This is a genomic window from Sphingopyxis sp. LC363, from assembly GCF_000756385.1.
Classification (GTDB): Bacteria; Pseudomonadota; Alphaproteobacteria; order Sphingomonadales; family Sphingomonadaceae; genus Sphingopyxis.
This window is the reverse complement of the sequence record NZ_JNFC01000026.1, coordinates 25,665-50,906: the sequence shown is the minus strand read 5'-3', so window position 1 is coordinate 50,906 and position 25,242 is coordinate 25,665. Positions and strand designations below refer to the sequence as shown.

Genomic DNA, 25,242 nt, shown 5'->3' with positions numbered 1-25,242 from the left:
GCCCTTGATATCGAGCGCGCCCTTGGCCGGCTTGTGCGCGGCGATCTTGTCGCGCATTTCGGCGGCGTCGGCCGCCAGCTTCGCCGGATCGCGCGGGATCGCGAGCAACGTATCGATTATGCCCTGGACCTCGCGCTTCGCCGGGTCCGAACCATAGACGGGCCGCGCGCGGAGCAGCGCCATATGCTCCCACGTCCACGCCTCCTCGCGCTGATAGCGTTCGAAGCTGTCGAGCGTGACGACGAGCGGCCCCTGAGCGCCCTGCGGTCTGAGCCGCGTGTCGATGTCGTATAGCTTTCCGGCGGCGGTCGGTACCGACATGGCCGCGGTCAGGCGCTGCGCTAGGCGGTTGTAATAGGTGGTGGCGCCCAGCGGACGCGGCCCGTCCGATTCGGCGAGATGGTCGCCGGTGAAGAGATAGATGAGGTCGAGGTCCGACGCATGCGTCAGCGCCCTGCCCCCGAGCCGTCCGAGCGCGAGGACGACAAGCTCGCTGTCGGCGATGCGGCCATGCGCCGCAACGAATTCGGCGACCGTCGCATCGGCGAGCACCTGCAGCGCCGCCTCGGCGAGTTCGGAATAGCCGCACGCGATGGCGAGCGGGTCATTCGCGCCGGCGATCAGCTGCACGCCATAAGCGAAGCGCCGCTCGCCGACGCGGTCGCGCACGCGGTCGAGCAGCCGCTCATAGTCGAGCCCGGCCAACCCCGGTGCCCATTCGCCGAGCAGGCCGGCCTTCGTCGCCGGCGCCTCGAACGCGCGCTTGTCGATCAACCCCTCGATCAGTTCGACCCGCGCGCCAAGCGCGTCGGCCAGCGTCGGGGCGAGCGACAGGGTGCGCGTCGCGATCCGGGCGAGTTCGGGCTGCGCCGCGAGCAGGTGAAAGAAGCCCACCGCGCTCGGCAGCCCGCCGACGAGCTTGTCGAAACGTAGCAGCGTCGCTTGCGGATCGGGCGCTGCACCTAACGCCTTGACCAGCTCGGGCAGCACCGTCTCGAGCGCAGCCTGCGCCGCCGGGCTGCGCAGCGCGCGCAGCTTGCCGCCGCGCCATTCGGTGATCGTGCGCAGCGCAGCGTCGGGCGGATCGAACCCGGCCGCCGCCAGCTCCGCCGCCAGGCCGCCCTCGTCGCGGGGAAGCCCCGTCGTCGCCGCGCGCTCGGCTACGAGGCGGTCGTAACAGTTACCGACGTCGGCGACGACGGGCTCGAGCGCCGCGAGCAGCGCCGCGCCGCCGGTCTCGCCATCGAGCCGCGCGACACAATCGAGCGCCGCCGCTTGCGTCGGCAGGCTGTGCGTCTGCTGGTCCTCGATCATCTGCAGCCGATGCTCGATACGGCGAAGCGTCGCATAATGGTCTGACAATCGGTCCGCGACATCGGGCTCGATCCGCCCCGCCGCCGCGAGCGCGGCGAGCGCATCGACCGTCGCCGGCACGCGCAGCGACGGGTCGCGCCCGCCGTAGATGAGCTGGTGGACCTGCGCAAAAAATTCGATCTCGCGGATGCCGCCGCGCCCGCGCTTCACGTCGAAGCCCGGGCCGAACGCCTGCCCCTGCGCGAAATGGTCGCGGATCCGGTCGCTCATCGCGCCGATTTCCTTGAGCTGCCGGAAATCGAGGCTGCGGCGCCAGATGAAGGGCTGGATCGCCGCGAGGAAATCCTCGCCGAGCGTGCGGTCGCCCGCCGAGGCGCGGCTGCGGATAAACGCCGCCTGCTCCCACGCCAGCGCTTCGGATTCATAATAGGAGATCGCTGCGCTTTCGGGCAGCACGATCGGCGTCACCTCGGGATGCGGACGCAGGCGCAGGTCGACGCGCAGCACATGGCCGTCGGCGGTGCGCGCCGACAAAATCTCGACCATGCGCCGTGCGATCCGCACCGCCGCCTCGTCGGGGTCGTCGCGCGAACGGCGCGGCAGCGTTTCGGGGTCGAAGATCAGGATCGGGTCGATGTCCGACGAATAATTGAGTTCGTGGCTGCCGAGTTTGCCGAGTGCGATCACCGCCAGCCCGCGCGGCTCTTCGTCCGGTACGCGCTCGGCAAAGGCGGCCGCGAGCGCGGCATCGCATGCCGCATCGGCGAATTCGGACAAGAGCCGCGTCGTCGTCGCGACATCATGCTCGCCCGACAGATCGCCGAGCGCGAGCAGCAGCGCCATCCGCCCGCGCCATTGCCGCAGCGCGCGCATGATGTCGTCGTCGCCCGCCGGCGGCGGCGCGACGTCGGCGAGCGCCGCGTCGGTTCCGTCCGCGAGGAAGCGCGTCACATCATCGGGGTTGAGCTCGGCGAGCCGTGCGAGGAAAGGCGCGTTGGCTGCGAGCCGGTCAAGCGCGGACTGGCGCGCGAAAGCGTCTGGTGCGATCATCGACCGTCGCTATCGCCCGCCACCCCTGCGGTATCAACCCCTCGCCCGATATTCAGGCCGGGATCGTGCTTTCGTCGAAGAACAGCACCTGCGAGATCGCCGCGCGCAGCGTCGCGGGCTGATACGGCTTGGTGAGCAGGAAGGCGGGTTCGGGCCGATCGCCGGTGAGCAGGCGTTCGGGAAAGGCGGTGACGAAGATAACCGGCACTTTGAGGTCGGTCAGGATCTCCTGCACCGCCTCGATCCCCGAGCTGTTGTCGGCGAGCTGGATGTCGGCGAGCACGAGGCCGGGCTGGTGCTTCTGCGCCTCGTCGACCGCCTCGCGGTGCGTCGTCGCGACGGCGACCACGTCATGGCCGAGGTCGCGGACGATCATTTCGATATCCATCGCGATGATCGGTTCGTCCTCGATGATCAGGATGCGCGCGCGCGTCTGGCGATCGATCTCGTCGGTCGCTTCGGCGATCAGCGACCGCACCGCTTCGGCATCGCGGCCGATGATGCGCCCCGTGTCCTCGGCGCTGAAACCCTCGACCGCGGTGAGCAGCAGCGCCTGCCGCGCCAGCGAGGGAATGCGGCGGAGCCGCGCGTCGGCGATCGCGATGTCGGTGAGCGCGCCGGCGTCGTTCGCAGCCGCCTGTTCGGCCATCAACCCGAAATTGTCGTGCACCATCCGGTAAAGCTGGATGCGCAGGTCGGCGCCGGCATCGATCGCGCCCGGATCGGCGACCAGCGTTTCGAGCAGCCGGGCGACCAGCGCATCGCCGTTCTGCTGGCTTCCGGAAATGGACCGGCCATAACGCCGCAGATAGGGAAGATGCGGCGCAACCGACTGACCCAATGACATATTTTACCTCCTGATAGTCCTAAAAACCGGGGCGGACGCGTCCGGAAAAGGGACAAACCCCCGTGCCTCCCCGCCACCATCCGATATATTTCAACCTTTGGGAACGATTTACCGCTAAAATAGTTTCATGGCGAAGGAACAAACGCGCCATTGCTCTTTGGTGTATGCGCGGTTAGCAAAAGGCCCATGTTCAGCGGATGCTTCGATAATGTCGTCTAAAACCGGTTCGCAACGCAGCGAAGCCTCCGGAAAGGACGCGGGCAAAAAACCTTCCGCCAAGGGGCAGGACGTTAATGGCGCCCTGCGCCGCGCCTATGAATCGACCGTCGATGAGTCGATCCCCCAAAACTTGCTGGATTTGCTGAGCAAGCTCGATTGATTTTCAGCGCCGGTAGCGCGCCTCGAAGCCCTGCTGGAACGCCGCGAACGTCCCCGCGGCGATCGCATCGCGCATGCCCTGCATCAAATCCTGATAATAATGCAGATTATGCTGCGTCATCAGCATCGCGCCGAGCATCTCGCCCGAACGGACGAGGTGGTGCAGATAGGCGCGCGACCACGTCGTGCAGACGGGGCAATGACAATCGGCGTCGAGCGGCGCCTGATCCTCGGCGAATTTCGCGTTGCGGATGTTGATCGGGCCGTCCCGGGTGAACGCCTGCCCGTTGCGTCCCGAGCGTGTTGGCAGCACGCAATCGAACATGTCGACCCCGCGCGCGACCGCGCCCACAAGATCGTCGGGCTTGCCGACCCCCATCAGATAGCGCGGCTTGTCGGCGGGAAGCTGGCCCGGCGCATAGTCGAGCACGCCGAACATCGCCTCCTGCCCCCCGCCCACCGCGAGCCCGCCGATCGCATAGCCGTCGAAGCCGATGCCGGTCAGCGCCGCCGCCGAGCGCGCGCGGAGCTTTTCGTCGAGCGAGCCCTGCTGGATGCCGAACAGCGCCGAACGCGCGGCATGCTCTTCGCCCGCGTCGAAACCGGCGCGGCTGCGGGCGGCCCAGCGCATCGAGCGTTCCATGCTCGCCTCGGCGCGCTTCCTATCGACGCCGCTGGGCGGGCATTCGTCGAACGCCATCACGATGTCGCTGCCAAGCAGGCGCTGGATTTCCATCGAGCGTTCGGGGCTGAGCATGTGGCGCGAGCCGTCGAGGTGGCTCTTGAACGCGACGCCCTCCTCGCTCTGCTTGGTGAGGGCGGAGAGGCTCATCACCTGATAGCCGCCGCTGTCGGTCAGGATCGGCCGGTCCCAGCCCATGAATTTGTGGAGGCCCCCGAGCCGCGCCATGCGTTCGGCGGTCGGGCGCAGCATCAAATGATAGGTGTTGCCGAGGATGATGTCGGCGCCGGTGGCACGGACCTCGGCGGGGCGCATCGCCTTCACCGTCGCCGCGGTGCCGACGGGCATGAAGGCGGGCGTGCGAATCTCGCCGCGCTGCATGGCGATCACACCGGTACGCGCGGCGCCGTCGGTCGCGCTGATCTGAAAAGCGAATCTGTCGGCCATGGCGCGCGCCTATGGCGGGGGAATGGAAAAAAGTCGAGGTCGCCGATCCTCCCTGTGCCGCAGGCATGGGGAGGTGGCAGCGCGAGCGCTGACGGAGGGGCCGTTGGCGTTACCCGCCGCCCCTCCACCACCGCCTCCGGCGGAGTGCTGGCTCGTCCAGTCCCCCGGACTGGACTTGGATTGCCGGGGGCAATCCAACCTTGCACTCCCCTCCCTATCGCTTCGCGACAGGGAGGATCGGAGTGCTTAATCGCGCGCCTCTTCGCTCGACGGCTCTTCTTCAGCCGCCTTGGCCTTTTCCTTCGGCTTTTCCTTGTCGAAGATCTTGATCAGTTCCTTCTTGCGCGCGTCGGAAAGCTCCTTTTCGGCCGCCGGGAACATGTCCTCCTCTTCCTCGTCGATATGGTGGAGATAGCGGTCCTTCATCGTGCGGAAGCGCGTCAGCCAGCCGCTCGACGAAAAATCCATCTCGTATAATTCGGTCAGATAATCCTCGATTTCCTTATGCTCGGCGACGCTGTGCTGCGCTTCGTCGCGCAGGTCGGGGTTCGCGAGCATCGTCGCATAGAGCGACATTTCCTCCGACGCGGCATGCGCGGTCACTTCGACGCGTAAGGCCTCGAACAGCTCGCGCCGCTCGTCGCTGTCGCCATGCGTCGCGTCGATGCGGTCGAGCAGTTCGCGATGGCGGTCGTGATCGGCCTTCAGCCGCGCGAAGATCTTGGTCTCGGTCATATATGTCTCCGTCCATCTGGGTCGAAGACAAAACGGGGCAGGCCGCGACGGGTTCCGGCGTCAGGCCGCTTTCCAGTCGCCAGTCGTCGTGAAGGTGGGCAGCGCCAGTCCGCTCGTCTGCTGCGCCGCCGCGGCGATCAGATAAGGCGAGACGCGGTGGCGCGTGCACAGCCCGCCATTGCCATCGCTGACCATTGTCTGTTCGAATTCGATGCCCTGCTGATGCTTTGCGGAGCGGCGGACGGTCGCGGTGACGAGTTGTCCCTCGCCGAAATCGATCACGAAGCGCGTACCGACCGGCACGTCCAATATGCCCTCGATCAAGGCGCCGGTGGTCGACAGGTTGCGGATAACGACGGCGTAGCGGTGATTGTCGTGAATCGCGGCGACCTTGCGGAACAGCGAGACACGGTCGTTGCGCTGGCGCGCCGGACCCGACGGCTTGATCATCCACGATCCCGCCTCGGCATGCTCCATCAGCTCGGCCTGCGGCACGGGCTTGCTATAGATATAGCCCTGAACATGGCTGACGTGGAGCCCCCGGATCAGGTCGAGCTGGTCGAGCGATTCGATCCCCTCGGCGGTCGTTTCCATCTCGAGCGCCTCGGCCAGCGCGACGATCGCGGCGATGATCGCGCCATTGCGCGATCCGGGCACGGTGGCGTCGCGCACGAAGCTCTGGTCGATCTTGATCTTGTCGAACGGCGCCGATTGCAGATAGCCGAGCGAAGAATAGCCGGTGCCGAAATCGTCGAGCGCGAGGCGGACGCCGAGTTCCTTCAGCGCCTTGAACATCCGGTTCGTCTCAGCCGAATCGCCCAGAAAGACGCTTTCGGTGATCTCGAGCTCGAGGCGGTCGGGCGCAAGCCCCGTCGCGGCAAGGGCGCCCGCGACGACTTTCGGCAGGTCGGGGTTCGCGAACTGGATCGGCGACACATTGACCGCGACGCGCATCTCTCCGGGCCAGCGCGATGCGTCCTCGCAGGCCTTGCGCAGCACCCATCCGCCGAGTTGCCAGATCATATTGGCTTCCTCGGCGATCGGGATGAACAGCGCGGGCGAGATCGGCCCGCGTTCGGGATGCGTCCAGCGAATGAGCGCCTCGACCCCCGTCACCATGTTCGACTTCGACTGGACGACGGGCTGGTAGCACAGCTCCATTTCGCCGCGCGCCAACGCGTCTCGCAGATCCTCTTCGAGCACACGGCGCTGTTCGGCCGCCTGATGCAAGTCGCTCGAATAGAAAGCGAAACGGCCGCGCCCGTTGCCCTTTGCCGCATAAAGCGCGAGATCGGCGTTGCGGACGAGGTCATCGCTGCCCTGTCCGTCGAAGGGCGCGATCGCGACGCCGACCGAGGCGCCGATGATGCAGCGGCTGCCCTCGACCGAATAGGGCTGCGACAGGCTGGCGATGATGTCGGTCGCCAGCTCGCCCAATTTGCCGCGATCCTCGATATCGGGGAGGATGATCTGGAATTCGTCGCCGCCAAGCCGGCTGACCATTTCGCGGTCGCCGACGATCTTGAGCAGTCTTTCGGCGACCTGTTTCAGCAGCGCGTCGCCCGCCGGATGGCCGAGTGTGTCGTTGACCTGCTTGAACCGGTCGAGGTCGATCAGCATGATCGCGCACGAGCGTTGCTGCTGCGCGAACGCGGCCAGGGTGGCGTCGAGCTTTTTCGAGATGTTGAAGCGGTTGGCGAGACCCGTCAGCGAGTCATAGAGCGCGAGCCGCGACGCGTCTTCGGCCGAGCGGCGCTGTTCGGTGATGTCGGTGCCGCTTCCCCGATAACCCGTGAATTTGCCCCCAGCGTCGAACTGCGGCCGGCCCGAGATCGCCCACCAGCGATCGTCGCCTTCGAACGCGCTGCGCAGCGGCAGTTCATGGAATTTCGACTGTTTGGTCAGCAGGAAGGGCAAGGTGCGCTGGCGTTCGCCCTGGCTGTCGACGGGAAGGAACAGATCGGTGAAGGCGGTGCCGAACAGCGCGCCGCCGGTTCGTCCCATCAACCGCGCCACCGAATCGGTGATATAGGTCAGCCGCCCCTTGGCATCGGTCGACCAGAACCAGCCCTGGCCGCTTTCTTCGTAATTGCGGAGCAGCAGGAGCGCGTCGTGCGTGTGCAGATTCGCCGCGGCCTCGCCGCGCTGTTTGCCGATGCGGGAGCCGAGCTTACCGAAAAAGCCTCGCTGGGCTTCGTCGGTATCCTCCTGTCCCCGGTCGCCGGAATCGATCCGCGATGGCACGTCCATCCAACAAACTCTTTGTCTGATCCCCACTGCCCCGCCGCTATGCGCGGCAACAGATTGCGATAGAGTAAATATCCCAGGGTCTGCCCCAAAGCGAAACATCGAAGGAATTTGAGGGTGATCGCACCTTCCTCTCGCGCCCCGGTGACTTTCGCGCAATCCGTCCCGTTAACCTTCCTGCGAAGCCAAATGTTAATATCGGTCTCGCGATGGATTGCCCATGGCAATGACCGTCTATCTGAACGAAGTTCCGCGATCCGCGGGCAAGGGCCGGGCAGCCCGCCGGCAACTGCGACTGCCGCTGCACGGGTCGAAGGCGACGGGCGCCGAGATCGAGGCGCTGGTCCATAATATTTCGGCGACGGGAATGCTGGTCGAAAGCGGCGCGCAACTGGAAATCGGCGAGGTGATCGAGGTCAATTTGCCGCACAGCGGCAAAATGGCGACGAAGGTCATCTGGACCAGCGGCCGCCTTGCCGGATGCCAGTTCGAAATGCCGATTTCGCCTGCGACGCTGAGCGCCGCTCAGCTCCGCAGCGTTACCGTCGAATCCGAACCTGATGCGGCCGAAAATCGGCCGGCATCGTCCGGTGAGAGTTTTGGAACCCGCCTGCTGCGGTTGCGCACCGCAAAGGGTTTGACGCAGGGGCAGCTTGCCGCGCGGCTGGGCGTCAGCGAACCGTCAATCTCGGCGTGGGAACTCGACAAGGCCCGGCCCAAGGCCGGTCGGGTGGAAGTGCTGGCGAATGAGCTCGGCGTCGAAATTCACGAGCTTCTCGGGCTGGAAGAGACCAAAAGCCTGCGCGATCTGGTCGCCCGGGCAAAGGAGCAGATTGCGAAGGCCGCAGGCGTCGCACCCGACAATATCAAGCTGACTATCGAGATCTAGCCGGCCGCACGGCGACCAGGCTCCCGTAATAGTTTCGATAGTTCAGGACGCGCCGGCGTCAGGTCGGAATGATCCGCAATTCGAAACGATCGGTGTCGAAACCCTGTTCGCCGGGGATCGCCGCGATCGGCCGCTCCCTGACCCGCGGCCCCGTCACGCGGCTGAGCACGGCCTGGCCCGAACCGTTGAGAATGATCTCGTCGCTTCCCGCGATGATCCGGGTGCCTTCCAGCGAGCCCGGCGCGTAATTGATCACCAGATCATAGCCGGCCGGCGCGTTGCAATATTCTCGGAAGGTTCCAAGCGACACGGCGTCGCCGCTGACGACGCCGAAACCCGTCGCCTGATGCTGCACGTTGCACTGCACCGCGACCGTCAGGCGGAGGTTGAAACCGAACGACGCCGCCATGGCGGTCGTCGGCGCCGCAACGAGCACGACACTCGCAAGGCCGAGCGAGACTTCCCTGATCATCCGTAACCTTTCCGCCGGTTGGCCGAAGCTTTGGATGATTATCTAGGCTCGCGAATCTAACATTCAGTTAAGGGGCGTCAGAAAATTGACAATGGAGGCCGTGCGAAGCAGGCCGCGTCAGCGCGCGGTCACCGAGATCGAGACGACATCGCTATACACCCCGGCGCGCCGATCCGAGGTATCGCCGATCAGGAACTGGATCGGCAACGCTTCGCGGCGCAGCCCGCCATTCGCCTGCCCGGATATCGTGCGCACGCCCGTCAGATTGACCGAGTTGCCGCCAATCGCAAGGCTGTACGGCACATACCAGTCACTCGAACCGAGCCGCAGACGGCCCGAATTGGCCGAGGTGACGTTGAGGTCATAGGAACCGGTGCTGGAGACGCGAAGCTGGAGCGGCACCGGCGCAACGCCGGGGCGCAGTTCGCCAAGGTCGACCACCGCATGTCCGTCGCTCATCGTGTAGGCGCCGGCAAGGCCGATCCGCGCAGAGGGCAGGACATTGATGCCGAGGACGAGCTGGGCGCCGCCAAGCGAACGGAAGCTGTCGTCCTGCGCCTCGATCGTCACATCCTGGGTAAAAATACCCGAATCCTTCACATCGTCGGCGTCGGCGACGAGCTTGTACAACAAGGTGCGCGACCCGCTGGCCCCCAGCGTCAGCATCCGTTGCGACGGATTGCGCTGCGTCCGCCCCGCGCGCGGCGTCACATCCTGCGTATCGGTCAGGTTGAGCAGCGCGTAGCCGATCCGCTTTCCGCTGCCCTTCGACAGGCCGAACGGCGGCTGGACGAGTTCGAACACCGGCGAGAAACGACATTCGCCCGTGCCCTCATTTACGAAAGTGATCCCGAACGTCCCCTCGGGAATGGCTCCGTCAAACAGGTCATATCCCTGAATCAACCAGCTTTGCGGCGTCGCATTGATCCGAACAAGACATTCGGCACCGGGAACAGCGGCGCCCGGCGTCGGTGCTTGCGCATGGAGTGGCATCGTCAGCGCTGTCGCAGCGAGGAACAGGATTGGGCGCAGCATAGTGCCTCCTAATTTTTCGTACCGGGACGAACCGTACCGAGGTTCAACAGGCCATCGGTGTCCGCCGGAACCGTGAATTCGAAGCTCCGGTCGATTGTACCATTGGGGCCATAGGTTTCGACAAGATAACAGCGGCCGGGCAGCAGGTTGGTAATCGCGAAGCGTCCGATCGAATTGGTGAAGAAGGGGATTGGCTTGGGGCTTTCGCCGTCCTTGACATCGAGCATCGTCACACGCCCGCCGATCAGCGACACCGGCTTGTCGGGGGCAAGGATCAACGTTCCCATCGCGCTCGCGAACGCGTCGGTTCCGATACGCGCCGCATAGCCGCTCTTGTACGGCGGGTGGACGCGGAACACGCCCGGACCGGTGTCGTAACCCGTCGGCGGATCCTCGACGTCATATTGTACCGACTGGGTGGCGTAGGAACCGAGGAAGTTGTTGACCGCCGCGCCAAGCGGGCCGCTCTTGCTGATATAATTATTCTCGGCCAGCGACTGGCCCGCGACCACGCTGCGCTTGCCAAGGTTCTTGTGCGGCGACAGCAGCATGAAACTGTCGTTGATCCGCCGCCCGATGCCGAAGCTCCCGTCGGCAAAGGCAAGCGAAGTGCCGACACGAACCGTCGTGACATTGAGGTCGGCGACGTCCGACAGATTGGGCCCGAACGTCGCGTGGCTGATCGACGCATCGAAACGATTGGCGGAATAGGTCGCATAGCCGAGAGCGCGTGCGCTGTTGTCGTCGCGCGTGACGACCCCGCCAAAGCCGACGCTGTTGAGTTGGTTCAGACCGCTCTGGTTGTAGGAAAGCTCGCCGAGATTGTCGCGGCTCTCGTACCGTGCCTCGGCCCGGCGGCGATAGTCGGGCTGGAACACGACGCCGACGTTGAAACTGACCCCGTTCCCGCGCGAGAAGGCCGACGGGAATTTGGCGTAATCGACGCCCGCGCGGATCGTCCAGCGCCGGTCGATCCGATAAAAGCCCGTCGCCGCGACGCGATAGCTGTCGCCGACGTCGCCGCGACCCTTGAGATAAGAGGCCGATGCCGTCGCGGTCAGGCGCATCGAAAGCTGCCGCGAATATTGCCCGCTCACCGTTGCCGAGGTGGTGTTGATCCCGTCGATGTTGCCCAAATTGGCAAAGCGGGGCGACAGATAATCGGCGCGCAGCGTGAAACTGTCGGACAGTCCGTCGCGATCGATGAAATGTTCGTAGCTGACCCCGCCGGCGAAACCCGTTCCGGCCGTTTTCGAATTGCTGCCGCCGGCATCGAGCAGCAGGCGGCCGCCGTTGGGAAGGACGAACTGGGTCTGCCCTGTCAGCGTCTGGACATCCTTGCTCGCCTGAAGACCGACGCCGATCGCCGGGCGATTGAAAAAGGCCTTGCGAAAGAATCCGGAAAAAGCCACGGGCCCGCGATAGTCGGGCGCGCCGCCGAAGGTCTGGCTGGTCGGGCCAAAAAAGGCGCCATATTCATAATCGCCGGGATCGAGATCGATCGGGTCGAGATATTGCTGATACGACAGGTTCTGCACCGCGCCGCTGTTGTCGGTGACCTGAATATCGACATCGTTGCTGCCCGCGATCAGCGGCAGCGAACTGAAATCGTAACGGCCGGGCTGCAGCCGGACCTCGCGATAGAGCGATCCGTTGCGCATGAAACGGACGGTCGATTCGCGTTGCAGCACGAGCTGGCGATTGGCCTGCAGGATCGCCGAGCGGAAACTGTTGAAGCGGCGGCGCTGGCGCAGCACGCCGATCCCGCCCATTTCGACGAAAGATTGCTGGCCGCGAATTTCGGGATCGAGATCGCCGAGATACCAGCGCCGGAAATCCTCGGGCTCGTCATAGACGAGGCGCGCATAGTTGCGCGTGAATTTATAGCTGTCCCCGGTCACGCCGAACTGTTGCCCCAGCTGCGCGTCGCCCTCGAAAACGAAGCGGCCGAGCCGCACGGCTCCGTCGAAGTTGATCGTCGGCGGATCGGCCTGGTCGCCCTCCCACAAATAGCTCTGGATCGCGCTGAGGTTCAGGAAGGCCGAAAACCCCGCGGGCTGCAACGTCACATCGTTCGCATCTTCGCGCGGCGGCGCGAAAATATCCTTGATCGCGCGCCGTTCGGCCGACACCTCGACCACGACCACCGCCAACGTGCTGGGGTCGTACGTCAGCTGAACCCCGGTCTTGCCGAGATCGTCGGGGCCGAAATTGGGCAGCGACACGAGGTGCGAGGACAGCTCCGCATGCGCCTCTTCGTTCAGCACCGGCTGCATCAATCGCAGAAAGGTCGCTGATTCGAGCAGAAAGCGGTCGTCGGCGGTGAGCAGCATCGGGATATCGCCCAGGCTGCTGCTCTGGAATGTCAGCGGCACCGTCATTTCGATGTCGCGGTCGTAGGGATTGATATCCGGACGACCATGAGCCCCGATCGGAAGCTGAGGCATCACCGGTGTCGGCGTCGGGATCGGGTGGATCGGCGTGCCCGGCAAGGGAATAGTCGTGGGCGTGCCCGGATCTTGCGCCGGCGGCGAAGGCCGCGGGCCCTGCGGCAAGGGGATCGACACCTGCGCAGCGGCGGTGCTTGCGCACAGCGCCGACAGCGCAACCGAGCACAGGGTCAATCGGGCTTTCACTGTTTGAACGAAAGCTTGATCGGGCCGGGGCCGAAACCGGGAACGGGGACGCGGAAGACGCGCTCACCCTGGGCGGGCACATAGCCGGTACCGACCGCCTGATTGAGTTCTTCGGGCGAGATGTCGACGCGCAGCCATTTACCGTCGGTGTCCGTGCCTTCGAGCTGCCAGCCGAAATTGGACATCATCGCATGGCGGCGGCCGTCGTTGCGCAGGGTGATTTCCACCCCGTCCTGCATCGGCGGCAGTTCCTTCGATCCCGGCGGCGCGGGGGGCTGATACATCACCTGCTTGACCGTGGTCGCCTTCACGTCGGGTTTCGCACCGGGGGGCGCCACGACCACCAGAGCGCGCATGTTGTAGAGCACCTGCACCTGTGCCCCGATCGCGTCGGCAGCGCCGGGTTCGAAGGCGACCGGCAATTGCTCGACCGAAAAATAATAGGCCTGCGATGCCGCCAATTCCGCGCCGCCGACCCATTGCAGGCGGACGACCTGACGGCCGCCGGCCGGCAGCACGCCCTGCGGCGGAAAAACCAGGAAATCCTGGTCGGCGGGGGTTTCGACGATATTCCCGTCCTTGTCGATTTCCATTCGGAAAACGCGCGTCTGGAACGCCAGATTGCCGGGGTTGATGTTCTGGACTTCGATCCGCGCCACCGCGTTGGTGCCGCGCGATTCCATTTCGACGACCATCGGCGACACGCGCATCGCCAGCGCCGGGGTGACAATCAATGCCAGCGCCGCAAACGCAGCCAACAGCGCGCGCGCATGACGCCTCATCGTCGCCAAAGCGGTCATGATCCCCATCCCCCTGTCCCGATCCGCGGACATAATCGCATCAAACCATAAAGAAAGGGGAAAGATCGCTCTTTCCCCTTTCCCTGTTCAGCTACGCTTAGAGAGCGCGAAGCGTCAGCGTGGTCGTGCCGGTATACGAACCAGCGACCAGGCCCTTGTTCGTCACGGCCGGAGCGACAATGTCGATGTTCATGTTCGAACGCCAGGCGCCCTGCTGCTTCTGGCCAGCGTTGCCGGTGGTCGGAACGTTGAGCGACTGCGGCGTGCCGGTGGTCTGCGCGTTCAGCGCAACGCCGGTCCACGAAGCGGTCACTGCGTACGGAATGTTCGCCTGGAACTCGTCGGTGTCATAACCGCCCGGGTTCGCGTTCACGAGACCACGGATGTCGTTCTTGTTGATTTCGACGACATTGTTGGTGTTGCAACCAGCGGTCAGCGTGTCGATCGCGGCAACAGCCGGGCCGACCATTTCGAACGCCGAATTGACGTTCTCGTTGTTGCCGGTGCGAACGCCGATGACACCGAAGTCGATGTTGCGGGCGTTCGAGTTGTTGCCGGCATAGAACGAGCAGTCGCGGTTGACGGTGCCGCTCAGCGTGAACACGACGTTGACCGTCGGGGTCGCGGTTTCGCTGTCGCTCGGAGCGTCAGCGAAAGCAGTGTAGCGCGTGCCGACGCCGGCCAGAATGCCGATTTCGTTCAAACCAGCGGCGATCGCGCCGCCGAAACCCGACGGGTTGGTCAGCGGCGAAACCACGCCACCCGCATAGTGAAGTTCGCTGGTCTGCGCGACGGCCGGCGTCGCGATAAGCGCGATGGCGGCGACGGTGCCGCTAAGGATCTTCTTCATAATCTTCTTCCCTCTATTATACCGCCCCGGCGCATTTGCCGATCGCGGCCTAATACCTGCACCGGTCTGGTCGGAGACCGGGAGAGCAGCGGTGCCTACTCTTCCGGCTACCGTCCGCGGTTCGCCCGCGGACGAATTCGCTAAATCGGGGAAACGGTGATCGTGATCGTCTCCGAATATTCGCCGGCGAGCAGCCCGGCTTCGCCCGAAGGCTCGCCGAGTTCGACCGCCAGGCGCATACCGTCGGTGGCGATGCCTCCGTTGCTGGAAATGACGCCGCCCGCCAAAAGCTGACGGCTGTTGAAGGACCGGCTCACCACCTGCTGCGACGGCAGTCGTACCGGCATTTCGACGGCCAGATTATAGGGAAGGACACCGCTGTACGGGCCCTGTCCGTTCGGCATCGTCGTGTGGGTCAGGCCGCCGCGAGCGCCCTTGATCGTCATCGTGAAGGGGACGTTGCAATCGAACGCGACGCGCGTTTCGATGCCGAGGCCGCGGCGTTCCAGATTGCCGAAATCCATGTCCTGGATGCTGCCCATCGCGCAATGCTGGCGGATGGCGCCGCTGACCGCGATGTCGAGCGATCGGACGTTCTGGATTTCTTTCGCGTTCGCAGGCACGACGACAGCCGCCGCGGCGAGCGCAAAGAGCATGAACCTCATGACTCAATCCCCCAAAAACCAAACGGTTTCCGGTCCCGCACTGCGGATGACCTTGAGGCATCCCCCGATGCCCAGGAGAGTCACGACCCGACTCACCCCCCTTCCGTTAAGAAAAACTTAATACAGAGGTTAAGTTAGGTTCACACCCATAAAATTGGGCCGATGGAAAATCGGCCGGATGTCGATGCCCTTCAATTTCTAAGGAAATACTGAATTTTGGCGGCTGTCGAGGGTTAATTGCACCCGCGCGCCAGCGATCCCGAGCCTAGCAGCGTCCAAAATCGGGACAAGGCGCTATAAAATCTTAACTTAATATTTCGATATAGGTTAACTTTTAGCAGATCGGCAAATCGAAAATCGCCGGAAATCCGCGGAAAGACGGCGCTTGACCGGTCGCAATCGGCGCACGCTTCGGCTCGCGTGCAGCGGATCGATCTTGCTGAGCCATATCCCCGAGCGCATGGCTCCACAGTGTGCCCCCACCCTTAACCACTCCACAACCGATTGCCCCGCATAGGGCTGGCCCATGCCCATTCACGCGATGATCGAACAGGAAAAGGACGCCGCCGACGGAGCGCGCGGCGCCGCGCGCATGCACATGCGGCTGGAAACCTCGGGGTCGCTCGATGGCGATGAGGGCGCCACCGTCATCATTCACAATTTGTCGGCCACCGGCATGCTGATCGAAACCACTTCCGATCTAGAGATTGGCCAGCGGATCGCGGTGAGTTTGCCTGAAACGCCCGACTGCACGGCGACCATCGTGTGGCGCAGCGAGGCGCTCGCCGGTTGCCGTTTCGACCGGCCGATCTCGCGCGCAGCGCTCAGCGCCGCGCAGCTCCGCAATCCACTTCCGCAGGACGTCGATCCCGCCACCGTCGCGGCGGACAGCGAGTTGCTGGCCGACCGGCTGCTTCGGTTGCGGCAGGAACGCGGTCTCAGCCGCGTCGAGCTGTCGAACCGGACGGGCTTCAGCAAGCCGAGCATCTGGGCATGGGAAAGCGGCAAGACGATGCCGCGCCGCAGCAATCTGATCGCGCTCGCCGACGTGTTTGGCGTATCCGAACGCGAGCTTCTTGCCGGAGCGCCCGCCGCCGCTTCGACCGAACCGTCGGTGACGACGAACCGGCTGCATGAACTGATCGAGACGAGCCGCGAAGCAATCGCCATGCTGGCCGGCGTAGAGCCCGGCAAGGTCCGGATCACGATCGAATATTAGGCGCGCGCAAAAAGGCTTGACCCTCACGCTGCGTCATCCCCGATAGGTCCGTCCCGCGATGAGGAGACGGTGAATGCGGACGGTTCGGCAAGTGGCGAAGGCAGCGGGTACCAGCGTCAGGACGCTGCATCATTATGATGCCATCGGCCTGCTGAAGCCCGGCCATGTCGGCACCAACGGCTATCGCTACTACGGCAGGGAGGAATTGCTGCGGCTGCAGCAGATCCTCTTTTTCCGCGAGCTCGGCCTGCCGCTGGCAGAGATCGCCGCCGTGCTCGACGATCCGGCCTTCGACCCGCTGGCCGCACTGCATGAGCATCGCGCGGCGCTTGAAGGCCGGATCGGCCATTACCGGACCCTCATCCGCACCATCGATCGCACGATCGCATCATTGGAAAAGGACGAGGACATGAACGACAACGACTATTACGCCGGCATCGCTCCCGAAACGCGCGACCGCTGGCAGCGCGAGGCCGAGGAATTTTGGGGCGAGGATGCTGTCGCAGCCGCCCAGGCAAAGGCACGGACGTTCAGCAAGGATCAGGTGGCCGCGATTCAGGCGGAAATGGAGGCGATCCGCGCCGATTTCCAGCGCCTGTTCCGCGAGGGCGTCGATCCCGCGTCCGACGCGGTGCAGGCGGTGACCGACCGCCATTATCGCTGGGTCTCGCACAGCTGGTCACCCGACGCCGCGGCATTCAAGGGCCTCGGACGCCATTATGTCGAGAACCCGGAATTTCGGGGTACCTATGACGATGCGGAATTGCCGGGATGTCCGGAGTTTATTGCCGAGGCGATGGCCGTTTATGCGGACCGGTCGCTCTGACGCGGCAGTAACAGGCTCGCGTCGCCATAGCTGTAGAAACGATAGTCATGTGCAATGGCGTGCGCATAGGCCGCCTGCATTATGTCCAATCCCATCAGCGCGCTGACCAGCATGAACAAGGTCGAGCGCGGCAGGTGGAAATTGGTCATCAGCCCGTCGATCGCCTTGAAGCGATAGCCCGGGGTGATGAAGATCGCGGTGTCGCCCGCGAAGGGTGCGATCGTGCCGTCATCCTGCGCCGCGCTTTCGAGCAGGCGCAGGCTGGTGGTGCCGACCGCGATCACGCGGCCGCCCTTCGCACGCACCGCGTTCAGCCGCGCGGCGGTGTCGACGCCGATCCGTCCCCATTCGGCGTGCATGACATGATCGTCGGTGTCGTCGGCCTTGACCGGCAGGAAGGTACCCGCGCCGACGTGCAAGGTCAGCGTCTCGGTCGCGATCCCGGCGGCCGCGAGTGCTTCAAGCAGCTTCGGTGTGAAGTGCAGTGCGGCGGTGGGCGCTGCGACCGCGCCATCCTCGCGCGCGAACATCGTCTGATAGTCGCTGCGGTCGTCGGCATCGGTCGCGCGCTTGCCCGCGATATAGGGGGGCAGCGGCATCGTGCCCGCACGTTCAAGCAGCAGCTCGACCGGTTCGTCGCCGGCGAAGGCAAGGACGAAGCTGCCGTCGGCCAGCCTTTCCTCGGCGACCGCTTCGACTCCCGATCCGAAATCGACACTCTCGCCCACGCGCAGGCGCTTGGCGTTGCGCACGAACGCCTGCCAGCGGCGGAGGTCGATCCGCTTGTGCAGCGTGGCGCCGATTTTCGCGTCGCCTCTACGCCCCTCGAGCTGGGCAGGGATCACGCGCGTATCGTTGAAGACGAGGCAGTCGCCGGGGCGTAGCCACGCCGGCAGGTCGCGCACCCCGGCATCCCTGATGTCCCCGCCATCGACGACGAGCATGCGCGCCGCATCGCGCGGGCGTGCGGGGCGCAGCGCGATGCGCTCACTGGGCAGCTCGAAATCGAAGGCGTCGACGCGCATGATGGTTCGCGCGCCTCCCCGGGATTACTGGCTGATCGGGGCGTTGAGCTCGTCAGCCGTCACGGTGGGCACCACGGCCGGCGCGGGCACCGTCTCGGTCAGCATCGATGCCGGCGGCATCGGCTTGTTGTCGGCAGCGACCGAAACCTGGACCATGCGCGACATCACTTCGGGCGGCTCGCCCTTATGAATCGCATCGATATATTGCATCCCGGACACGACGCGGCCGAAGGCGGTGTAGCGGCGGTCGAGCGAGAAGCGCGGCTGGAGCATGATGAAGAACTGACTGTTCGCGCTGTCCTCGCTCTGCGCGCGCGCCATCGACAGGGTACCGCGCAAATGCGGGGTCGGGTTGAATTCGGCCTTGAGGTCGGGAAGCTGCGAGCCGCCCTGCCCGGTCGCGGTCGGGTCGCCCGTCTGCGCCATGAATCCGTCGATCACGCGGTGGAACTTGATCCCGTCGTAAAAGCCCGCGCGCGCAAGCTGCTTGATGCGCTCGACATGGTTCGGCGCGACGTTGGGGTAAAGCTGGATCACCACGCGCCCGCCCGTCGAGAGGTCGAGGTTGAGCATATATTCGGGGACGCCCATATATTGCTCGGGCGGCATTGCGGGGACCGCGGGCGCTTCGGCCGCCGGCGTCCCGTCGGCCGCCTCGGACGCGGGGGCGGGCGTTTCGGCCGGCGCCGGAGCGGGTGTTTCCACCGGCGGCACCGGCTGGCTTCCTTCGGGGTTCGGCGAGGGTGCGGGCGGCGCTTCCTGCGCTACGGCGGCCGTCGCGAGACCGAACGCCATCGCCGTCAAAACCAAAGGGCGGAAGGAAGATTTCATGCTGGATCGGCCTTTGTGTAACATTCCGGAATTGCGCCCCGTCCGGCGCGCCCTAGCTGGAAAAAGCTGAACGCTCAATGGATGGTATCACCCTTCGCCCTGGCGAAGGCCGCGTTCGGCGATGCGCGTGGTAACCGCCTCGCGCACCGCGGGGGTCACGAATTTATGGATGTCGCCGCCGAAGATCGCAATTTCTTTCACGAGCCGCGACGCGATCGGCTGCAAGCCGACGTCGGCCATCAGGAATATCGTCTCGATCCGGTCGTTGAGTTGCTGGTTCATCCCCGCCATCTGATATTCATATTCGAAATCGGCGACCGCGCGCAGCCCGCGCACGATCACGCTCGCACCCTCGCGCGTCGCAAAATCCATCAGCAGCGAGTTGAAACCGACGACGCGGATATCGCCCTCGATTGCCGCGACCTCGGCTTTCACCATCGCGATGCGTTCGTCATCGTCGAACATCGGCGATTTGGTGATGTTCGTCGTCACCCCGATGACCAGCCGGTCGACCAGCTTCGCGCCGCGGCGGATGATGTCCATATGGCCGAGCGTGATCGGATCGAACGTGCCCGGATAAACCCCCACCCGCATCAACGGTCCCTTTCCACGACATAGCGCGCGATCGCACGCAGCAGCGCCGCCTCTTCGCCGAAGCCGGCGAGGTGCTGGATCGCCTGATCGACGAGCAACGTCGCCTGTTCGCGCGCGCGCTCCAGCCCCATCAGCGTCACGAAGGTCGCCTTGCCCGCCGCTTCGTCCTTGTGCAGCGCCTTGCCCGCGAGCGCCTCGTCGCCCTCGACGTCCATGATGTCGTCGGCGATCTGGAAGGCGAGTCCGATGTCGCGCGCATAGCCGCGCAGCGGCCGACGGCCCTCGGCAGGAATCCGCGCGAGGATCGCCCCCGCCTCGACCGAAAAGGCGATCAGCGCGCCGGTCTTCAATTGCTGGAGCCGCGTCACCGTTGGCAGGTCGAAGTTCGACGTTTCGGCGGCGAGATCCATCATCTGCCCGCCCGCCATGCCCGCCGGCCCGGCGGCACGCGCGAGTTCGCAGCACAGCTCGCCGCGCACGAAGGGGTCGGCGCTCGTCACCGGGTCGCACAGCCATTCGAAGGCGAGGGCGTGGAGCGAATCGCCCGCAAGCACCGCGGTCGCCTCGTCGAACGCCTTGTGCACCGTCGGCTTGCCGCGGCGCATGTCGTCGTCGTCCATGCACGGCAGGTCGTCGTGGATCAGCGAATAGACGTGCATCGCCTCGACCGCCGCACCGACGCGCAAGGTCAGCGCGCGATCGACATGGAAAAGATCGCCCGCCGCGCGGACGAGTAGCGGCCGCAGCCTTTTGCCGCCCGCGATCGCTGCATGGCGCATCGCTTCATAGAGCGGTCCGCGCGGATCGGCGGGCACGGGCAGCAACTGGTCGAATAACCGGTCGATCCCCGCCACGACCTCGGCCTGGGTCGACAGCAGCAATTGCGTGCCCCGCGAAAGCTGGTCGTCCGCAAGCGCCATGGGGATCAGCCTTCGCCGAAGGGGGTGGTTCCCGTGGGCCGGCCATCGGCGCCCAGGCTGACCTGCTCGATCCGCGCCTGCGCCGCCGCCAGCCGCGCTTCGCAATGGCCGCGCAGCGCATGGCCGCGCTCGTAAAGCGTGACCGATTCCTCAAGGCTGACGTCGCCGCTTTCGAGCCGCCGCACGATCGTTTCGAGCTCGCCCATCGCGGCTTCGAACGACAGCGAGGCGATGTCGGGAGCGACAGCGGGGTCGGGGGTATCCGTCATGGCCCCTGCTTTGGCCCCTTCGCCCCCATGTGGTCAAGCTTGACGTGGTGATTTTGCCCTATAGCGTCGCGCCATGTTCATCGGCCATTTCGCCCCGGCGCTCGTCGCCGCGGCCCGCCCACGAGCGGCGGGGCTCGGAACGCTGTTCGTCGCGGCGCAGCTTGTCGACATCGGCTTCGCGCTGCTGCTGATCCCGGGAATCGAAGCGATGCGTATCGTCCCCGGCATCGCCGCGATGAACCCGATGGACCTCCACCACATGCCCTATACGCACAGCCTGCTCGGCACGCTGATATGGGCGGTCGCCTTCGGCCTTCTGGTCCAATTCGCCACGAAGCGGCGCGAGGCTGCGATCGGCGCCGCGCTGGTGGTCGTCTCGCACTGGTTGATCGACCTTCTCGTCCATATCCCCGACCTGACACTCTATGGTGCACCGCCGAAGCTGGGCCTCGGACTCTGGAATCATCCGATGGTCGCGATGCCGCTGGAAATACTGCTGATCGGTGGCGCCTTCCTCTATTATGCCCGCAGCACCGAAGCCTCCGCGGGCAATCGCCGGCTGTGGATTCTCGCCGGACTTCTCGCCTTTGCGCAGGCGACCGACTGGTTCGGCCCGAAGGAGCCGGTCTATTCGCCCGCCATCCCGGCGACGATGCTCTTCGCTTATGCTCTGCTTGCCGGTACCGCGGCTTGGGCGGGAGCGGGCCGGCGGCGCCTTACCCGCTGACCCCTTCGCTTCAGCGCAATCACGCTTCTGTTTTTTGCAATTGCTGGCGCGCGCCTCGCCCGCCATGTTGCACCGCACAAGAAGAGAGGGGCTCGAAGGCAAGTTTTGTTCAACCGACAAGGACTTGCACCATGAAAAAATTCATTCTCCCCGCCCTCGGCCTGATCGCGCTGGCACCCACCGCCGCGCTCGCCAAGGACGAAGCGGTCAAGCGTTTCGAGCATGAAGGCTCGACCTACAGCTATACCGTCACCAAGGTGGGCGACACCCGCGTGATCAGCGGCTTCGAGGAACGCACCGGCAAGCCGTTCACGCTCCGCGTCGGCGCCCGTCGCGTCCGCGGCACCGTCGGCTCGCAGCAGGTGAGCTTCGCGCTCCGCGACGTCGAACCGCTCAAGAACGAGCCCGCCACCCTCGCCTCGCGCTGACCGATCTCTCCGACGCAGACCCCATGATGTTTTCGCATCATGGGGTCTGTTCGTTTTGCCCGCGCGCGGCTAAAGGCGCGCCATGACTCAGACAGCAGCCGCGCCCGCCTCCGTCATCACTCCCGAGATCGTCGCCGAACACGGCCTCTCGCCCGAAGAATATGAGCGGGTCCTCACCGCGCTCGGGCGCGAGCCGAACCTCGTCGAACTCGGCATCTTCTCGGTCATGTGGTCGGAGCATTGCAGCTACAAAAGCTCGCGCCTCCATTTGAAGAAACTGCCCACCGAAGCCCCATGGGTGATCTGCGGTCCCGGCGAAAATGCCGGCGTCATCGACATCGGCGAAGGCCCGGACGGCAAGAAGCTCGCCGCGATCTTCAAGATGGAGAGCCACAACCACCCGTCGTACATCGAACCCTATCAGGGTGCGGCGACCGGGGTCGGCGGCATCCTCCGCGACGTCTTCACGATGGGCGCGCGCCCCGTCGCCAATCTCAACGCGCTACGTTTCGGCCGCCCCGACCATCCGAAGATGAAGCATCTCATCTCGGGCGTCGTCCACGGCATCGGCGGTTACGGCAATTGCGTCGGCGTCCCCACCGTCGGCGGCGAGGTCAATTTCCACAAGGCCTATGACGGCAATATCCTCGTCAACGCGATGACCGTCGGCGTCGCCGAACAGGACAAGATCTTCTATTCGGCCGCATCGGGCGTCGGCAATCCGATCGTCTATGTCGGCTCGAAGACCGGCCGCGACGGCATCCATGGCGCCACCATGGCCAGCGCCGACTTCGGCGAGGATGCCGAGGAAAAGCGCCCGACCGTACAGGTCGGCGACCCCTTCACCGAAAAGCTGCTGATCGAGGCGTGTCTTGAGCTGATGGCGTCGGATGCGATCGTCGCGATTCAGGACATGGGCGCCGCGGGCCTCACCTCGTCGTCGGTCGAGATGGCGTCGAAGGGCGGCGTCGGCCTCCACCTCAAGATGGACGATGTGCCGCAGCGCGAAACCGGCATGACGGCGTACGAGATGATGCTGTCGGAATCGCAGGAACGCATGCTGATGGTCCTGAAGCCCGGCAAGGAAGAATTTGCGAAAGCGATCTTCCACAAATGGGAACTCGACTTCGCCGTGATCGGCACCGTCACCGACACCGGCCGTATGGTGCTCGAACATCATGGCGAGATCGTCTGCGACATCCCGCTCGCGCCGCTCGCCGACGACGCGCCGCTCTACGACCGGCCGCACGTTCCGACGCCGAAGCAGGCCGAGCTGACCGACATCCCCGAGACGAAGGACGTCGCCGCCGACCTCAAGACGCTGATGGGCACCCCCGATATCGCCAGCCGCCGCTGGATCTGGGAACAATATGACAGCCAGGTCGGCGCCGACACGGTGCAGACCGGGGGCGACGCCGCGCTCGTCCGCATCCACGGCACCGACCGCGCGCTCGCGATGTCGACCGACTGCACCCCGCGCTATTGCTACGCCGACCCGGTCGAGGGCGGTAAGCAGGCGGTCGCCGAGACGTGGCGCAACATCAGCGCGGTCGGCGCGACCCCGCTCGCGATCACCAACTGCCTGAACTTCGCCAATCCGCAGCGTCCAGAAATCATGGGGCAGATCACCGGCTGCCTCGACGGCATGGCGCAGGCGTGCCGCGCGCTCGACTATCCGATCGTGTCGGGCAACGTCAGCCTCTACAACGAAAGCAAGGCGACCGGCGGCGGCAGCGCGATCCTGCCCACCCCCGCGATCGGCGGCGTCGGCGTGATCGACGACCTCGCCAAAGCGGTCGGCATCGGCTTCAAGCGCACCGGCGACATCGTCCTCGCGGTCGGCGAACGCGCCGGGCACCTCGGCCAGTCGGTTTGGCTGCGCGAAATCCATGGCCGCGAAGAAGGCCCGCCCCCGCCGGTCGACCTCAAGGCCGAAAAGCGCACCGGCGACTTCATCCGCGGCGCGATCAACGCTGGCTGGATCACCGCCTGCCACGACGTTTCCGACGGCGGCATGGCGGTGACGCTCGCCGAAATGGCGCTCAAGTCGAACATCGGCGTTCTGGTCAGCGAAGAACAGCCGTTCGGCGTGGCCGAAAGCTTCTTCGGCGAGGATCAGGGCCTCTATCTCGTCACCGTCTGCGACACCTGCCTCGCCGACTTCCTCGACGCCGCGGGCCGCGCCGACGTGCCGGTCGATCCGGTCGGCCGCACCATCAAGGACCGCATCGTCTTCGAACTGCCCGAGAGCGACCATCAGGTGACGCTGGCGGAACTCCGCGAAGCGCATGAGGGCTTCTTCCCGAACCTGATGGGAGCCGACGCGGCGCTGGCTTAACAACCCACCTCGTCATTCCGGCGAAGGCCGGAATCTCGCCGGTGCGGTGTAACGCGACGATGATATCCCGGCCTTCGCCGGGATGACGGAGGTGTTGAAGTCATGAGCATCCATATCGGCGTCGGAGGCTGGACCTTCGAACCGTGGCGCGGCCCCTTCTACCCCGCCGGCCTCCCGCAAAAACGCGAGCTCGAATACGCCGGGCAACACCTGACGGGCATCGAGATCAACGGCACCTATTACGGCAGCCAGAAACCCGAAACCTTCGCCAATTGGGCCGAAGCCGTCCCCGACGGCTTCAAATTCAGCGTCAAGGCGTCACGCTTCACCACCAACCGCAAGGTGCTGAAGGAAGGCGCCGCCTCGATCGAGAAATTCCTGACGCAGGGGCTGACCAAGCTCGGCGACCGGCTCGGCCCGATCCACTGGCAATTCATGGCGACCAAGAAATTCGACCGCGACGATTTCGCGGGCTTCCTCGACCTGCTGCCCGACACGCAGGACGGCCTTCCGCTGCGTCACGCGATCGAGGTGCGCCATGAAAGCTTCCGCGATCCGGCCTTCATCGACTTGGCTCGCGAACGAAACATGGCGATCGTCTTCGCCGACAGCGACGAATTCCCCTGCATCGACGAACAGACCGCCGACTTCACCTATGCCCGGCTCCAGCGCAGTCAGGACGACGTCGAAACGGGTTACGACGATCGGGCGCTCGACAAATGGGCAAAGCAGGCGCGCGAATGGGCCAAGGGCGACCGCGACGTCTATATCTTCTTCATCGCCGGCGCGAAGGTCCGCAATCCGGCGGCGGCACAGGCGCTGATCGCGAAGCTATAGCACCGATCGCTCCGCAATGGTGCAATTCGCCCCGCCGAACAATTGACACAATCCTCCCCTTCGCGAAGCGTTGGGAAGGGGGACCGCGCCCGAAGGGCGTGGTGGAGGGGTCAAAGCGTGCCGGCAAGCAATCACGCCTACAAGAGCGCCCGACGGTTACGCCGCAAGATGTCGCTGCCCG

24 protein-coding genes are annotated in these 25,242 nt (G+C 65.0%); 8 read left to right on the top strand and 16 right to left on the bottom strand.

What is annotated here, in order from left to right:
• Both glnE and FG95_RS11475 read right to left on the bottom strand, forming a co-directional pair.
• Positions 1 to 2,364: bifunctional [glutamate--ammonia ligase]-adenylyl-L-tyrosine phosphorylase/[glutamate--ammonia-ligase] adenylyltransferase (gene glnE, locus FG95_RS11480; protein WP_037556007.1), on the bottom strand; the 2,364-nt coding region annotated here is incomplete at its 3' end.
• Between the two features lie 52 nt (positions 2,365 to 2,416).
• Positions 2,417 to 3,211 carry a response regulator gene (locus tag FG95_RS11475; protein WP_037556006.1) on the bottom strand — a complete coding sequence of 265 codons (795 nt, stop codon included), beginning with the start codon at positions 3,209 to 3,211 and terminating at the stop codon, positions 2,417 to 2,419.
• A 127-nt stretch (positions 3,212 to 3,338) separates the two neighbouring features.
• On the opposite strand from FG95_RS11475, the gene FG95_RS20540 reads away from it, so the two are divergent.
• A complete protein-coding gene (locus FG95_RS20540) occupies positions 3,339 to 3,590 on the top strand; it encodes a NepR family anti-sigma factor (protein WP_152567631.1) in 252 nt (83 codons plus the stop codon).
• Between the two features lie 3 nt (positions 3,591 to 3,593).
• Here FG95_RS20540 and tgt read toward each other — a convergent pair whose 3' ends face one another.
• The 3 genes from tgt to FG95_RS11460 form a co-directional block, all read right to left on the bottom strand.
• A complete protein-coding gene (gene tgt, locus FG95_RS11470; RefSeq protein ID WP_037556005.1) occupies positions 3,594 to 4,718 on the bottom strand; it encodes a tRNA guanosine(34) transglycosylase Tgt in 1,125 nt (374 codons plus the stop codon).
• A gap of 246 nt (positions 4,719 to 4,964) precedes the next feature.
• On the bottom strand, positions 4,965 to 5,453 hold the full coding sequence (locus FG95_RS11465; RefSeq protein ID WP_037556004.1) for a hemerythrin domain-containing protein: 489 nt from the start codon (positions 5,451 to 5,453) through the stop codon (positions 4,965 to 4,967).
• A gap of 60 nt (positions 5,454 to 5,513) precedes the next feature.
• A complete protein-coding gene (locus FG95_RS11460) occupies positions 5,514 to 7,703 on the bottom strand; it encodes an EAL domain-containing protein (RefSeq protein ID WP_037556003.1) in 2,190 nt (729 codons plus the stop codon).
• Positions 7,704 to 7,920: 217 nt separating this feature from the next.
• Here FG95_RS11460 and FG95_RS11455 point away from each other — a divergent pair, with 217 nt between their 5' ends.
• A complete protein-coding gene (locus FG95_RS11455) occupies positions 7,921 to 8,589 on the top strand; it encodes a helix-turn-helix domain-containing protein (protein ID WP_037556002.1) in 669 nt (222 codons plus the stop codon).
• 58 nt (positions 8,590 to 8,647) lie between these two features.
• Here FG95_RS11455 and FG95_RS11450 read toward each other — a convergent pair whose 3' ends face one another.
• From FG95_RS11450 to FG95_RS11425, 6 genes are all read right to left on the bottom strand, one after another.
• Positions 8,648 to 9,061: a hypothetical protein gene (locus FG95_RS11450; RefSeq protein ID WP_037556001.1), complete on the bottom strand. Its 414-nt coding sequence runs from the start codon at positions 9,059 to 9,061 to the stop codon at positions 8,648 to 8,650.
• 117 nt (positions 9,062 to 9,178) lie between these two features.
• Entirely contained in the window at positions 9,179 to 10,096 is a 918-nt protein-coding gene (locus FG95_RS21110; RefSeq protein WP_037556000.1) for a hypothetical protein, read from the bottom strand.
• A gap of 8 nt (positions 10,097 to 10,104) precedes the next feature.
• Positions 10,105 to 12,732: a hypothetical protein gene (locus FG95_RS11440; protein WP_235211544.1), complete on the bottom strand. Its 2,628-nt coding sequence runs from the start codon at positions 12,730 to 12,732 to the stop codon at positions 10,105 to 10,107.
• The gene (locus FG95_RS11435) at positions 12,729 to 13,532 is read right to left on the bottom strand and encodes a fimbrial biogenesis chaperone (protein WP_037556017.1); all 804 of its coding nucleotides are present in this window, start codon (positions 13,530 to 13,532) and stop codon (positions 12,729 to 12,731) included. Before FG95_RS11435 ends, FG95_RS11440 begins: the two co-directional genes overlap by 4 nt.
• 97 nt (positions 13,533 to 13,629) lie before the next feature.
• Complete coding sequence (locus FG95_RS11430; RefSeq protein ID WP_037555999.1) at positions 13,630 to 14,382, bottom strand: hypothetical protein; 753 nt, start codon at positions 14,380 to 14,382, stop codon at positions 13,630 to 13,632.
• A 140-nt stretch (positions 14,383 to 14,522) separates the two neighbouring features.
• Positions 14,523 to 15,047 carry a hypothetical protein gene (locus tag FG95_RS11425; RefSeq protein WP_037555998.1) on the bottom strand — a complete coding sequence of 175 codons (525 nt, stop codon included), beginning with the start codon at positions 15,045 to 15,047 and terminating at the stop codon, positions 14,523 to 14,525.
• A 526-nt stretch (positions 15,048 to 15,573) separates the two neighbouring features.
• Between FG95_RS11425 and FG95_RS11420 the strand changes: the two genes are divergently transcribed.
• Positions 15,574 to 16,266 carry a helix-turn-helix domain-containing protein gene (locus FG95_RS11420; RefSeq protein WP_037555997.1) on the top strand — a complete coding sequence of 231 codons (693 nt, stop codon included), beginning with the start codon at positions 15,574 to 15,576 and terminating at the stop codon, positions 16,264 to 16,266.
• A gap of 73 nt (positions 16,267 to 16,339) precedes the next feature.
• Complete coding sequence (locus tag FG95_RS11415) at positions 16,340 to 17,092, top strand: MerR family transcriptional regulator (RefSeq protein WP_037555996.1); 753 nt, start codon at positions 16,340 to 16,342, stop codon at positions 17,090 to 17,092.
• On the opposite strand, the gene queA is transcribed toward FG95_RS11415, so the two are convergent.
• The 5 genes from queA to FG95_RS11390 all read right to left on the bottom strand — a co-directional run bounded on the left by queA (position 17,071) and on the right by FG95_RS11390 (position 20,731).
• Entirely contained in the window at positions 17,071 to 18,117 is a 1,047-nt protein-coding gene (gene queA / locus FG95_RS11410) for a tRNA preQ1(34) S-adenosylmethionine ribosyltransferase-isomerase QueA (protein WP_037555995.1), read from the bottom strand. The genes FG95_RS11415 and queA overlap by 22 nt on opposite strands.
• A 24-nt stretch (positions 18,118 to 18,141) precedes the next feature.
• Complete coding sequence (locus FG95_RS11405) at positions 18,142 to 18,948, bottom strand: peptidylprolyl isomerase (protein WP_037555994.1); 807 nt, start codon at positions 18,946 to 18,948, stop codon at positions 18,142 to 18,144.
• A gap of 87 nt (positions 18,949 to 19,035) precedes the next feature.
• Positions 19,036 to 19,542, bottom strand: coding sequence for a pantetheine-phosphate adenylyltransferase (gene coaD, locus FG95_RS11400; protein WP_037555993.1), 507 nt, complete (start codon positions 19,540 to 19,542; stop codon positions 19,036 to 19,038).
• Positions 19,542 to 20,462, bottom strand: a complete 921-nt coding sequence (locus FG95_RS11395; RefSeq protein ID WP_081933112.1) for a polyprenyl synthetase family protein — start codon at positions 20,460 to 20,462, stop codon at positions 19,542 to 19,544. Before FG95_RS11395 ends, coaD begins: the two co-directional genes overlap by 1 nt.
• A 5-nt stretch (positions 20,463 to 20,467) precedes the next feature.
• Positions 20,468 to 20,731, bottom strand: coding sequence for an exodeoxyribonuclease VII small subunit (locus FG95_RS11390; protein WP_037555991.1), 264 nt, complete (start codon positions 20,729 to 20,731; stop codon positions 20,468 to 20,470).
• Positions 20,732 to 20,804: 73 nt separating this feature from the next.
• On the opposite strand from FG95_RS11390, the gene FG95_RS11385 reads away from it, so the two are divergent.
• From FG95_RS11385 to FG95_RS11370, 4 genes are all read left to right on the top strand, one after another.
• A complete protein-coding gene (locus tag FG95_RS11385) occupies positions 20,805 to 21,458 on the top strand; it encodes a hypothetical protein (RefSeq protein ID WP_037555990.1) in 654 nt (217 codons plus the stop codon).
• 131 nt (positions 21,459 to 21,589) lie between these two features.
• Positions 21,590 to 21,886: a hypothetical protein gene (locus tag FG95_RS11380; RefSeq protein WP_037555987.1), complete on the top strand. Its 297-nt coding sequence runs from the start codon at positions 21,590 to 21,592 to the stop codon at positions 21,884 to 21,886.
• Between the two features lie 82 nt (positions 21,887 to 21,968).
• Positions 21,969 to 24,224, top strand: coding sequence for a phosphoribosylformylglycinamidine synthase subunit PurL (purL, locus tag FG95_RS11375; RefSeq protein WP_037555985.1), 2,256 nt, complete (start codon positions 21,969 to 21,971; stop codon positions 24,222 to 24,224).
• A gap of 102 nt (positions 24,225 to 24,326) precedes the next feature.
• The gene (locus tag FG95_RS11370; protein ID WP_037555984.1) at positions 24,327 to 25,061 is read left to right on the top strand and encodes a DUF72 domain-containing protein; all 735 of its coding nucleotides are present in this window, start codon (positions 24,327 to 24,329) and stop codon (positions 25,059 to 25,061) included.
• The last annotated feature ends 181 nt before the right edge of the window (positions 25,062 to 25,242 follow it).

Bases quoted from the DNA above. Each gene is read 5' to 3' on its own strand.
- FG95_RS20540 (WP_152567631.1), top strand. From the start codon at position 3,339: ATGGCGAAGGAACAAACGCGCCATTGCTCTTTGGTGTATGCGCGGTTA.
- FG95_RS11385 (WP_037555990.1), top strand. From the start codon at position 20,805: ATGTTCATCGGCCATTTCGCCCCGGCGCTCGTCGCCGCGGCCCGCCCA.
- FG95_RS11420 (WP_037555997.1), top strand. From the start codon at position 15,574: ATGCCCATTCACGCGATGATCGAACAGGAAAAGGACGCCGCCGACGGA.
- FG95_RS11475 (WP_037556006.1), bottom strand. From the start codon at position 3,211: ATGTCATTGGGTCAGTCGGTTGCGCCGCATCTTCCCTATCTGCGGCGT.
- queA (WP_037555995.1), bottom strand. From the start codon at position 18,117: ATGCGCGTCGACGCCTTCGATTTCGAGCTGCCCAGTGAGCGCATCGCG.
- FG95_RS11460 (WP_037556003.1), bottom strand. From the start codon at position 7,703: ATGGACGTGCCATCGCGGATCGATTCCGGCGACCGGGGACAGGAGGAT.
- FG95_RS11425 (WP_037555998.1), bottom strand. From the start codon at position 15,047: ATGAGGTTCATGCTCTTTGCGCTCGCCGCGGCGGCTGTCGTCGTGCCT.
- FG95_RS11465 (WP_037556004.1), bottom strand. From the start codon at position 5,453: ATGACCGAGACCAAGATCTTCGCGCGGCTGAAGGCCGATCACGACCGC.
- FG95_RS11430 (WP_037555999.1), bottom strand. From the start codon at position 14,382: ATGAAGAAGATCCTTAGCGGCACCGTCGCCGCCATCGCGCTTATCGCG.
- FG95_RS11415 (WP_037555996.1), top strand. From the start codon at position 16,340: ATGCGGACGGTTCGGCAAGTGGCGAAGGCAGCGGGTACCAGCGTCAGG.
- FG95_RS11450 (WP_037556001.1), bottom strand. From the start codon at position 9,061: ATGATCAGGGAAGTCTCGCTCGGCCTTGCGAGTGTCGTGCTCGTTGCG.
- purL (WP_037555985.1), top strand. From the start codon at position 21,969: ATGACTCAGACAGCAGCCGCGCCCGCCTCCGTCATCACTCCCGAGATC.
- FG95_RS11380 (WP_037555987.1), top strand. From the start codon at position 21,590: ATGAAAAAATTCATTCTCCCCGCCCTCGGCCTGATCGCGCTGGCACCC.
- FG95_RS11405 (WP_037555994.1), bottom strand. From the start codon at position 18,948: ATGAAATCTTCCTTCCGCCCTTTGGTTTTGACGGCGATGGCGTTCGGT.
- coaD (WP_037555993.1), bottom strand. From the start codon at position 19,542: ATGCGGGTGGGGGTTTATCCGGGCACGTTCGATCCGATCACGCTCGGC.
- FG95_RS11435 (WP_037556017.1), bottom strand. From the start codon at position 13,532: ATGACCGCTTTGGCGACGATGAGGCGTCATGCGCGCGCGCTGTTGGCT.
- tgt (WP_037556005.1), bottom strand. From the start codon at position 4,718: ATGGCCGACAGATTCGCTTTTCAGATCAGCGCGACCGACGGCGCCGCG.
- FG95_RS11395 (WP_081933112.1), bottom strand. From the start codon at position 20,462: ATGGCGCTTGCGGACGACCAGCTTTCGCGGGGCACGCAATTGCTGCTG.
- FG95_RS11455 (WP_037556002.1), top strand. From the start codon at position 7,921: ATGGCAATGACCGTCTATCTGAACGAAGTTCCGCGATCCGCGGGCAAG.
- FG95_RS11370 (WP_037555984.1), top strand. From the start codon at position 24,327: ATGAGCATCCATATCGGCGTCGGAGGCTGGACCTTCGAACCGTGGCGC.
- FG95_RS11390 (WP_037555991.1), bottom strand. From the start codon at position 20,731: ATGACGGATACCCCCGACCCCGCTGTCGCTCCCGACATCGCCTCGCTG.
- FG95_RS21110 (WP_037556000.1), bottom strand. From the start codon at position 10,096: ATGCTGCGCCCAATCCTGTTCCTCGCTGCGACAGCGCTGACGATGCCA.